Raw genomic sequence first — 10,230 nt, 5'->3', positions numbered from 1 at the left:
AAAAATCATTCAGACTAATAATAAATCCACATCCATATCGCGGATGGCTTCCTGCGCATTCAGCAGCAATTCCTTATCACAAATAATGCAATCGAAAACCGTTAAAGGACAAATCAAAAATGTCGCTACTTTGCCGTATTTGGAAGAATCCGATACCAAAATATTTTTATGCGCCGCTTGAATAATGGCTTTTTTGACAGGAATTTTATTTTCATCTGGCGTGGTCAAGCCTTTTAAATTCCAAGAAGAAGTGGAAACAAAAGCAATATCTATCGCCAATTGGGATAAGGTTTGCGCCGCCAATGTGCCGACTGAAGAGCGGTTAAGTTTATTGACCGTGCCGCCGATATGAATCAGATTGGATTGTCCTTGCACCATCAAGAAATTAGCAATGACAAAATCATTGGTAATGACCAACAAGTCCTCGCGTGCGGCGATTTGCCGCGCAATTTCAAGGCTTGTGGTACCGGCATCCAAATAAACCGTAACATTTTCGGGAATCAATTGCGCGGATTGACGACCGATATGTTCTTTTTCGTCATGGAAAACCAAGAATTTGTCGTCATGAGTGGCTTCATAAGGCAAATGCTCCAAAGCTTGAACGCCGCCTGATACCGAAACCACCCTGCCTTCGTCTTCCAGTTTTTGGATATCGCGGCGGATGGTCATATGCGAGACTTGAAGAATATCCGATAACTCATTGATACCGATTATTTTTCTTTCTTTTATCAAATTAAGAATGCGTTTTTGTCTTTGTGCTGGAATCACGTCAAAACCTTAAATATTGTGAATTTGTGTGAGCTATTATAAAAAAATTTTTCCCTTCATCAAACAGATAGCCGAATTTTGCCATAAAAATTCAGTAAAAATCAGTAAATACTTCAAAATATTTCAAAATCTGAACCGCTGCACGGATGCTATCTACTCTTACTAGCAAGTATTTAGAGAAACGCTCTTTTACACAAAATAACATTTGACAACATTTTTTATCAGTGCTATTGTCTTGCCAAGTAGTAAATAAAAAGTAATTTTTTACTTACCAGCTTATATTTTTCACTCAAAAATCTAGGAGATGCTATGACTTACTCGGTTGCTGTTATTGGACTCGGCTCTATGGGCATGGGAGCCGCATTATCTTGCATCCATGCGGGCTTAGATACTTATGGAATTGATATTAACCCTATTTCATTGGAAAAATTACAATCTGCCGGCGCAAAAGAAACGGCTGTGAATGCTAACAATTTTGCACAAAAATTAGATGCGGTCGTGATTCTGGTGGTGAATGCGGCGCAGGCAAATACGGTCTTATTCGGCGAAAACGGTATTGCCAAGCAACTCAAAAAAGGCACGCCCGTGATGGTTTCTTCAACGATGGCCGCCGCTGATGCTCAAGGTATTTCACAAAAATTATCAGAATTAGGGCTTATCATGTTAGATGCACCTGTTTCTGGTGGTGCGGCAAAAGCGGCAAAGGGTGAGATGACGGTGATGGCTTCTGGACCACAAGAGGCTTTTGAGAAGCTGAAGCCTGTTTTAGATGCCACGGCATCTAAGGTTTACAACATCGGCGAAGCAATCGGCTTAGGCGCTACCGTCAAAATCATTCATCAGTTATTGGCGGGCGTGCATATCGCCGCAGGTGCGGAAGCGATGGCGCTTGCCGCAAAAGCGGGAATTCCTTTAGAGATGATGTATGACGTTGTCACTCATGCGGCGGGTAATTCTTGGATGTTTGAAAACCGCATGAAGCATGTTGTTGACGGAGATTACACCCCGCTTTCAATGGTCGATATTTTTGTCAAGGACTTGGGCTTGGTAAACGATACCGCCAAATCTCTGCATTTTCCCCTGCATCTTGCCAGCACCGCTTATTCGATGTTTACCGAAGCCAGCAATGCCGGCTACGGCAAGGAAGATGATAGTGCGGTGATTAAAATCTTTAGCGGCATTGATTTACCTAAGAAAGGAGCGTAATTCATGTTAGGAGTGATTGCTGACGATTTTACCGGCGCAAGCGATATTGCCAGTTTTTTGGTCGAAAACGGCTTATCTTGCATGCAGATGAATGGCGTACCGAAGCAGGCATTGGCTGAAAAAGTCGATGCGGTGGTCATTAGCCTGAAATCGCGTTCAAATCCTGCAGCCGAAGCGGTAGAACAGTCTTTAAAAGCCTTTGAATGGCTGAAAGATAATGGCTGCCAGCAATATTATTTTAAATATTGTTCGACTTTTGACAGCACCGCTGAAGGGAATATCGGCCCTGTTACTGATGCTTTATTAGCGGTATTGGGTGAAGATTTCACGGTGATTACGCCTGCATTGCCTGTCAATGGTCGCACAATTTTTAACGGTTATCTATTTGTCGGTGATGTCTTACTCAATGAATCAGGTATGCGTAATCATCCAATTACGCCGATGTTAGATGCCAATCTGTTGCGTCTGATGGATGCACAATCTAAAGGCAAAACAGGTTTGGTTGCTTATAGCGATGTGATACAAGGTGTTGAGCGTGTGAAAGCACGTTTTGCAGAATTAAAATCGCAGGGCTACCGCTATGCAGTGGTTGATGCGGCGGATAACAGCCAATTAGCGATATTGGCAGAAGCTGTTGCGGATTTCAAATTGGTAACAGGCGGCTCGGGCTTAGGCGCTTATATGGCGGCATATCTTAGCGGCGGCAAAAAAGGAACGAATGCTTTTCTGCCTAAAAAAGCAAAAACCGTGGTGTTATCCGGCTCTTGCTCCGTTATGACCAATAAGCAAGTCAATGCTTATAAAGCCAAAGCCCGCCATTTTCATCTAGAGGTAGCGGAAGCGGTAAGAAATCCTAATTATGCCAATGAACTTTATGAACAAATTCTGCTACATCTAAACGATGAAATGGCTCCCATGATTTATGCCACCGTCCCTCCAGAAACTTTAAAAAACATTCAGGCGGAATTTGGGCGGGAAAAATCTAGTCAGGCAGTAGAAAGTGTCTTTGCTAAATTGGCTCTACGACTGAAAAATGAAGCTGGGGTGGTAAATTTCATCAATGCAGGCGGTGAAACCTCAAGTATTGTCGTGCAGGAACTTGGTTTTACAGGTTTTCACATTGGCAAACAAATTGCCCCTGGTGTGCCTTGGTTAAAAGCGGTAGATGATGAGATTTATCTCGCCCTGAAATCAGGAAATTTTGGCACGGAAGACTTTTTTGCTTACGCACAAGGAATGTTTTCATGACTGAGTTAGCACAAAAAGAATTAATGGTCAGCCTAGGGCGCTCCTTTTATGAGCGCGGCTACACGGTAGGCGGTGCGGGAAATCTGTCCGTCCGCCTTGATGAAGAACGCATCTTAGTTACGCCGACCGGTTCTTCCTTAGGGCGCCTTCAAATCGATCGTTTATCCGTCATCGACGGCCAAGGCAAGGTATTGTCAGGCGACAAACCTTCCAAAGAATCGGTTTTTCATTTGGAAATGTATCGCCGCAATCCCGATTGCCAAGCCATCGTGCATTTGCACAGCACTTATCTTACTGCACTGTCCTGCTTGGAAAATCTTGACTGCGACAATGCCATCAAAGCCTTTACTCCCTACTACGTCATGCGCGTAGGCAAGCTACCCGTGATTCCTTATTACCGTCCCGGTTCGCCGCATATCGCTACGGAACTGGGCGAAAGAGCGCTGCTTGGTAAAGCCTTTCTCTTGGCGAATCACGGCGTCGTCGTTACGGGATCCGACCTTGCGGATGCGGCGGACAATGCCGAAGAATTGGAAGAAACAGCGAAATTGTTCTTCATTCTTCAAGGACAAAAAATCCGTTATCTCACGGATGATGAAGTAAAAGATTTAGAAAACAGAGGAAAATGACATGCCTAAATTTGCTGCGAATCTCACCATGATGTTTAACGAAAAACCTTTTTTAGACCGCTTTGAAGCAGCGGCCAAAGCGGGATTCAAATACGTCGAATATTTATGGCCTTACGACTACCCTGCCGAAGAACTAAAAGCCAAACTCGATCAATTCGGTTTGAAACAAGTGCTGTTTAATACTTCCGCAGGCGACGTATCCAAAGGAGAATGGGGATTAGCCGCCATTCCGGGACGCGAAGCGGATGCCAGACGCGACATTGATCAAGCCTTGGAATACGCCATCGCCTTGCAATGTCCTAGCGTGCATATCATGGCGGCGGTTGTGCCTGAAGGTGCAGACCAGGAAGCCTATAAAAAAACCTTTATCGAAAATATTCTGTATGCGGCGGATAAATTCAAAGCCCACGGCATCAATATCTGCCTAGAAGCATTAAGCCCTGAAGTCAAACCCGGATATTTTCTCAAAAGCCAATACGACACCTTGAAAATTGTCGATTTAATCAATAAAGACAATGTCTTTGTTCAACTGGACTATTTCCATGCGCAAAATGTTGACGGCAATCTCGCCCGTTTGACCGACAAACTCAAAGGCAAATTTTCACACGTCCAAATCGCTTCCGTGCCGGATCGCCATGAACCCGACGAAGGGGAAATCAATTACCAATTCATTTTTAATAAATTGGATGAAATGGCTTATGAAGGCTATGTCGGTTGCGAATATAAGCCGCGCGGCGAAACCGCGCAGGGCTTAGCCTGGTTTGAGCCTTATAAAGGCCAATAATCTTAAGGGGGACGTATGGATTACTATTTGATTTCCTATCCTTTGGATGCTGCCGATATGGGTTATCCCGGCGAACCGACCTTAAGTATCGAAGCCAGTTCGCGCATCGACAAGGGGGATTATTACAACAGCTCGATTATCCATCTCTTCAATCATTTCGGCACCCATTTTGACGCGCCGAGACATTTCAACCGCAACGGCCCGAGCATTACGGAATTGCCTTTGAGCCAGTTCCTTTATGACAAACCCTTGCTGATCGATATTCCTAAGCAAAGCGGATCAATGATCGAAAAAGAGGATTTAATGCCTCATCTTGAGGCTATTCAGCAGGCGGATTGTTTGCTGATCCGAACCGGCTTTGAAGCCTTGAGACAATCCTCGCCCAAAGAATATGCCGAAAATGGCGGCGCCGTCAGCATCGACGCCGCGCAATACCTTATCGATCACGCGAAAAACCTCAAAGCCGTCGGCTTCGACTTTATTTCCCTGGCTTCTCCCGCCCATCCTGATCATGGCGTCAAAGCCCATCAAATCATGTTGGGTATGTACAGCGACAACTATATTTGCATTATCGAAGACATGAAATTATCCGCAATCAATGCGCCATCTTTATCCACCGTGATGGCTGTGCCTTTGTTAGTGAAAGGGATTGACAGCGCACAGGTCACGGTTCTTGCCTCGGAGCACTAGATGAAAGCAAAAAATACCTCTATTGCGGCACTGATATTTATCTTGCTCTCGGCAGTATCTGCCTATTTGGCCTCAGCCATAGAAAGAGACTTCGGCAACATCGATGTCAGCAATATCGTTTTCATGACAGAAGAAATGAAACCGATGTCGGCAAAACTCTACCGTCCGATCTCCGCCACTCCCGACAGCCCCAAACCGGGCGTTTTGGCCTTGCACGGCTATCAAAGCGATAAAGAAGCCACCAATACCTTCGGCGCTTTGGAACTGGCCAAGCGCGGCTTTGTGGTACTGGCCATCGACCACTTCGGCCACGGATTTTCCACCGGCCTGCCCGCTTCAAACAGCAATATGAGCGGCGCCAATAACGGCTATCAATATTTAAAACAACTGGATTTTGTCGATAAAGACAAGCTCGGCATTTTCGGCCATTCCACCGGCGCGCTCAACGCCATCCGCGTGGCCAAACTCAATCCCGACCACAAAGCCATCAACGGCCTGAGCAGCAACGGCGGAGAAGCAGGGCTCAATAACTATCTGCTGACCCAAGGGTTATATGAAGAAATCGGCGGTTATCGGGAAAGAACCTTTCCGGTGAAAGACCTTGTCAGCCATCCTAAACGCTTGGAGGCTTTCGGTTTGGCGGAAAATGAGCGCCTGCAATGGAACCATACCTACGGCAATATTGAAGACGGCTCCGCCAGACGCGCCGCATTAGTTAATGGCACGCATTTAGGCGTGATGATTGCTTCGCAAAGCAATAAAGAAATCGTGTCATGGTTTAACCAAACCCTGCAACAAGGCGATCAAAGCGGCCATTGGCCGGAGATTAACCGGCAAAGCTATTGGTATAAAGAATTTGCCGGTTTATTCAGCCTGTTCTTTGCCTTAATGGCGCTGCTTTGTGCTGCTAACAGCTTGCTGAAAACGGGCTATTTTTCCGCAATCCGCAAACAGCCCACTCTGCAAACCGCCATTTCCAAGCGCTCATGGTGGAAATTTTCCCTCATCAATATTGCCGTTACCGCCCTGTTTTATCCCCTGTTTACACAGTGGGGCGGCCCGAATGAGCCGATTGCCGCACTCCTGCCCTTCATGCCTTTGGAAATGGGCAACGGCATCATTTTATGGCTGTTGGTCAGCGGCATATTCAGCCTGATCTTATTCCTGATCTGGCAGAGGAAATCCTTTATTTCCCTGAGCGAATTCGGCGTTGTGAGCGCTTCCGCCTCCATTAAAACCGCTGAGATTGTCTGGCGCTCCTTTGTGTTAAGCCTGATCTGTGTAGGGGGACTGTATCTGTTTACCTGCATTATTTATCAATGCCTGCACGTCGAACTGCGGTTTTTATGGCCTTTGTTAAAACCCTTGACTGCGGAAAGATTTGCCATCCTCTTCTTCTATTGGCTGCCGATCCTGTTTTTCTTCATCGTCTTTAGCGGCTTGATTATCTCCGTGCAGATGCGCACAGAGATGAGAAGCAGCTTTAGCGCCACATTATTCGCCTGGAGCCTGCAAACCCTGTTCTTCGTTATTGGCGGCTTGCTGTTGCTATGGATTTTCCATTTTGGTTTGAACTTCCTGCAAATCGGCCCCGGATTTGATGTGATCGGCCTGCCGCAGTTTGGCGGCCGCTGGATGATGATGCTGGCCGTAATCATCCCCCAATTCATTGTATTTACAGTGATTAACCATTGGTGCTATCTCAAAACGGGATACATTTACCTGGGGCCCCTGCTGACTTCCATGCTGATGGCTTGGGTATTGGTCGGCGGGCAAGTGATGGGGCGTTTCTTAGCCTAAAACAGATTTATTTTCAGTTAATTAAGGACAAATCATGAACATTATTATCACCGGCGGACAAGGTTTTTTAGGACAACGTTTGGCCAAAACCCTGCTGGCGCAAGACAAGATCAAGGTCGATTCGCTGACCTTGGTGGATGTCATCACACCGGTGGCGCCGGATAATGATCCGCGGGTGCGCTGTGTGGAGATGGATCTGCGCGATGCCGAAGGCGTGAACGGGCTTATCCGCCCGGACACCGACGCCGTGTTTCATTTGGCGGCGATTGTCAGCAGCCATGCCGAACAAGATCCGGATTTGGGCTATGACATCAATTTTCTCGCCACGCGCAATTTGCTCGAGGTCTGCCGCCGTATCAAGCCCTCTATCCGCTTTATTTTCTCCAGTTCTTTAGCCGTATTCGGCGGCGAATTGCCCGATGTGATTCAAAACGACACAGCGGTTACACCGCAATCCACTTATGGCACGCAAAAAGCAATGAGCGAATTACTGATTAATGATTATTCACGCAAAGGCTTTATTGATGGTTTAGTAGTACGCTTACCCACCATTTGCATTCGCCCAGGAAAACCAAATAAAGCCGCTTCTTCTTTTGTCAGCAGCATTATTCGCGAACCTTTGCACAATGAAAATGCTATCTGCCCAGTATCAGAAGATTTATTATTATGGCTATCCAGCCCTAATACGATTATCGATAATTTTATTCATGCCCTAACTCTACCTTCACTACCGCTACGCAGTTGGCATGTCATCAATTTGCCAGGTTTTACTGTTAGCGTAAAACAAATGCTAGCAGATTTAGCACACATCAAAGGAGAAAATATTTTAGAAAAAATTACATTTGAATTCGATGAAAAAATTAATAATATTGTGGTCAGTTGGCCAGTAGAAATTAATTGCGCACAGGCAAAATCATTAGGCTTCAAAGCAGATGTAAATTTTGCAGATGTCATTAAGCAATTTATAACGTTTGACATGAAATCATTTTAGTTTATAGAGGTAGTTATGTTTTTAGGTCTTCCCATACCGGTCATCGGTTTGTTAATAGCGGTCTTCGTACTGGTCATACTGGTATTAAGAACCCGCGTACACGCTTTTATCGCCATGCTGATTGCCGCCGCCATTGCGGGCCTAATCGGCGGAATGAGCGTTAACGACACTTTAGGCGCCATCAGCAAAGGCTTTGGTGGCACATTAGGCGGCATCGGCATTGTCATCGGCTTGGGCGTCATGATGGGCAGCGTGCTGGAAGCCTCCGGTGCTGCTGAGAAAATGGCATACAGTTTCATTAAATTCTTAGGTAAAAAGAAAGAAGAATGGGCTTTGGCGCTTACCGGTTACGTAGTCAGTATTCCCATTTTTGTGGATTCCGCCTTTGTGATTCTCTATCCTGTCGCTAAAGCATTAGCGAAAAACGGCAAACGTTCGCTCTTAACCCTAGGTGTGGCGCTCGCCAGCGGTTTGGTCGTTACCCACCATACTGTTCCGCCGACGCCCGGACCTTTAGGCGTGGCGGGTTTGTTTAATGTCGATATCGGCGCGATGCTTTTGGTCGGTATGTCTTTTGCCGCCTTTCCTGTAATCGGCATGGTCATGTATGCGAAATGGTTGGATAAAAAATATCCTGATTTCAATCAGCAAGTCTTTAGCGATGAAGAATTGAAACAAAAATACGACGATTACATTGAAAGCCGCAAGAAAAAAGCTTTGCCGAGTTTAACGCTTTCTTTAATGCCGATCGTTTTACCGATTACCTTAATCTTTATCAAAGCTATCTTAGACTTGATTGCCAAAAGCAATCCCGACTTGAACAGCAGCGTTGTCTATCAATTTTTTGTCTTCATCGGACACCCGATGATTGCTTTAGCCATCAGCGTATTGATCGCCGTATATACGCTATTACCACACAGCAGCAAAAACGACACCGCCAATTATTTGGAAGAAGGCGTAAAATCCGCTGGCATCATCTTATTGGTTACAGGTGCCGGCGGCGCTTTAGGCATGGTCTTACGCGAAAGCGGTGCCGGTGATGCTTTGGCAAAAGAAATCGCGCAATTGCCTATTTCGCCGATTTTAATCCCCTTCATCGTTTCCACCTTAGTCCGCTTTATTCAAGGCTCGGGCACAGTTGCCATGATTACCGCCGCCTCGATTTCTGCACCGATTCTCTCGCAGATTCCCAGTGTAAACATGCTGCTGGCCGCACAAGCCGCCACTATGGGCTCACTATTCTTCGGTTATTTCAATGACAGCTTATTCTGGGTAGTGAATCGCATGATGGGAATTAATGACGTGAAAAAGCAAATGATTGTTTGGTCAATTCCAACCACTATCGCTTGGGCAATTGGCGGTTCACTGGTTATTCTCGCCAATTTGGTATGGGGAAATGACGGTTCGATTACCGACCTCATTCTGCCTTTGGGCGTATTAGGCGGCATCATGCTCTACGTCAAAACGCAAAAGTTGAAATCCTAATTCACACACAGCCCCTTTAAACGAAAGGGCTTTTTTCGGGAGATATCATGAATAAATACCGCAGCGCCATTATCAGCCTTTTAGCTATCGGCATTGATAGCGCAACACTTGCCGCAGATCCGATGCAAGACACAAGCATCGTTAATGCTATAGTCAAAGAAATGAAAAAGTGGTACAGTAATGCTGCTAACAGGTAGCGCAGAGAGTACGGCGAGATGTGTTTAAATTGTGACTCTTTTTGAATTTCTTGACTATATAGCGCTATCAAAGAGCACATTAGCGAGATTTATCAGCTTGAGGTTTCAGAAGCTGCCATCAGCAGTATCACCGACCAACTTATCCCACAACTTAAAGCCTAACAATCCAGAGCACTGGATAGCGTTTATCCTATCGTATGGCTTGATGCTATTCACTATAAGCACAAAGATGAGGGACGCTATGTCAATAAAGCAGTCTATACACTGTTATAGTCAAAGAATCCAAAAAAGGTTACACTAAAACTTATGGCATACTCAAAAGATTACAGACAAATGATATTAGACAAGCTGGCATCAGGTCATAGCTACAGAAAGCTTGTTGAAGAATATCGACTCAGCGCAACAAGCATTCAACGTTGGAAGAAAAGCATA

General features: G+C 45.6%; 11 protein-coding genes and 1 pseudogene. 11 read left to right on the top strand and 1 reads right to left on the bottom strand.

All coding sequences use genetic code 11. The features are described from left to right. Positions 1 to 9: 9 nt before the first annotated feature. Positions 10 to 768 carry a DeoR family transcriptional regulator gene (locus tag ACJHVI_RS06115; protein WP_483183791.1) on the bottom strand — a complete coding sequence of 253 codons (759 nt, stop codon included), beginning with the start codon at positions 766 to 768 and terminating at the stop codon, positions 10 to 12. 309 nt (positions 769 to 1,077) lie between these two features. On the opposite strand from ACJHVI_RS06115, the gene ltnD reads away from it, so the two are divergent. The 11 genes and pseudogenes from ltnD to ACJHVI_RS06060 all read left to right on the top strand — a co-directional run. After that, positions 1,078 to 1,974: an L-threonate dehydrogenase gene (gene ltnD, locus ACJHVI_RS06110; protein ID WP_483183789.1), complete on the top strand. Its 897-nt coding sequence runs from the start codon at positions 1,078 to 1,080 to the stop codon at positions 1,972 to 1,974. A 3-nt stretch (positions 1,975 to 1,977) separates the two neighbouring features. After that, positions 1,978 to 3,222 (top strand): 3-oxo-tetronate kinase, encoded by a 1,245-nt coding sequence (gene otnK / locus ACJHVI_RS06105; RefSeq protein ID WP_483183788.1) that lies wholly within the window; start codon positions 1,978 to 1,980, stop codon positions 3,220 to 3,222. Continuing rightward, positions 3,219 to 3,851 carry a 3-oxo-tetronate 4-phosphate decarboxylase gene (gene otnC / locus ACJHVI_RS06100; RefSeq protein ID WP_483183787.1) on the top strand — a complete coding sequence of 211 codons (633 nt, stop codon included), beginning with the start codon at positions 3,219 to 3,221 and terminating at the stop codon, positions 3,849 to 3,851. The genes otnK and otnC overlap by 4 nt, the downstream gene beginning before the upstream one ends. 1 nt (position 3,852) lies before the next feature. Then, a complete protein-coding gene (otnI, locus tag ACJHVI_RS06095) occupies positions 3,853 to 4,635 on the top strand; it encodes a 2-oxo-tetronate isomerase (protein WP_483183785.1) in 783 nt (260 codons plus the stop codon). A 15-nt stretch (positions 4,636 to 4,650) separates the two neighbouring features. Next, positions 4,651 to 5,325, top strand: a complete 675-nt coding sequence (locus ACJHVI_RS06090) for a cyclase family protein (RefSeq protein ID WP_483183784.1) — start codon at positions 4,651 to 4,653, stop codon at positions 5,323 to 5,325. Next, positions 5,326 to 7,125 carry an alpha/beta hydrolase gene (locus ACJHVI_RS06085; RefSeq protein WP_483183783.1) on the top strand — a complete coding sequence of 600 codons (1,800 nt, stop codon included), beginning with the start codon at positions 5,326 to 5,328 and terminating at the stop codon, positions 7,123 to 7,125. A gap of 34 nt (positions 7,126 to 7,159) precedes the next feature. Then, positions 7,160 to 8,116, top strand: coding sequence for a D-erythronate dehydrogenase (denD, locus tag ACJHVI_RS06080; protein ID WP_483183782.1), 957 nt, complete (start codon positions 7,160 to 7,162; stop codon positions 8,114 to 8,116). A gap of 15 nt (positions 8,117 to 8,131) precedes the next feature. Continuing rightward, positions 8,132 to 9,601 carry a GntT/GntP/DsdX family permease gene (locus ACJHVI_RS06075; RefSeq protein ID WP_483183781.1) on the top strand — a complete coding sequence of 490 codons (1,470 nt, stop codon included), beginning with the start codon at positions 8,132 to 8,134 and terminating at the stop codon, positions 9,599 to 9,601. A 47-nt stretch (positions 9,602 to 9,648) separates the two neighbouring features. Next, positions 9,649 to 9,798 carry a hypothetical protein gene (locus ACJHVI_RS06070; protein WP_483183779.1) on the top strand — a complete coding sequence of 50 codons (150 nt, stop codon included), beginning with the start codon at positions 9,649 to 9,651 and terminating at the stop codon, positions 9,796 to 9,798. A gap of 99 nt (positions 9,799 to 9,897) precedes the next feature. Then, positions 9,898 to 10,068, top strand: a pseudogene (locus tag ACJHVI_RS06065) (transposase); the annotation flags it as partial. Positions 10,069 to 10,104: 36 nt separating this feature from the next. Next, positions 10,105 to 10,230: IS630 transposase-related protein (locus tag ACJHVI_RS06060; RefSeq protein ID WP_483183792.1), on the top strand; the 126-nt coding region annotated here is incomplete at its 3' end.

The organism is Suttonella sp. (genome assembly GCF_056855035.1).
Note: the sequence above shows the minus strand (reverse complement) of the source record. Positions and strands in the feature narration are given on the sequence as shown.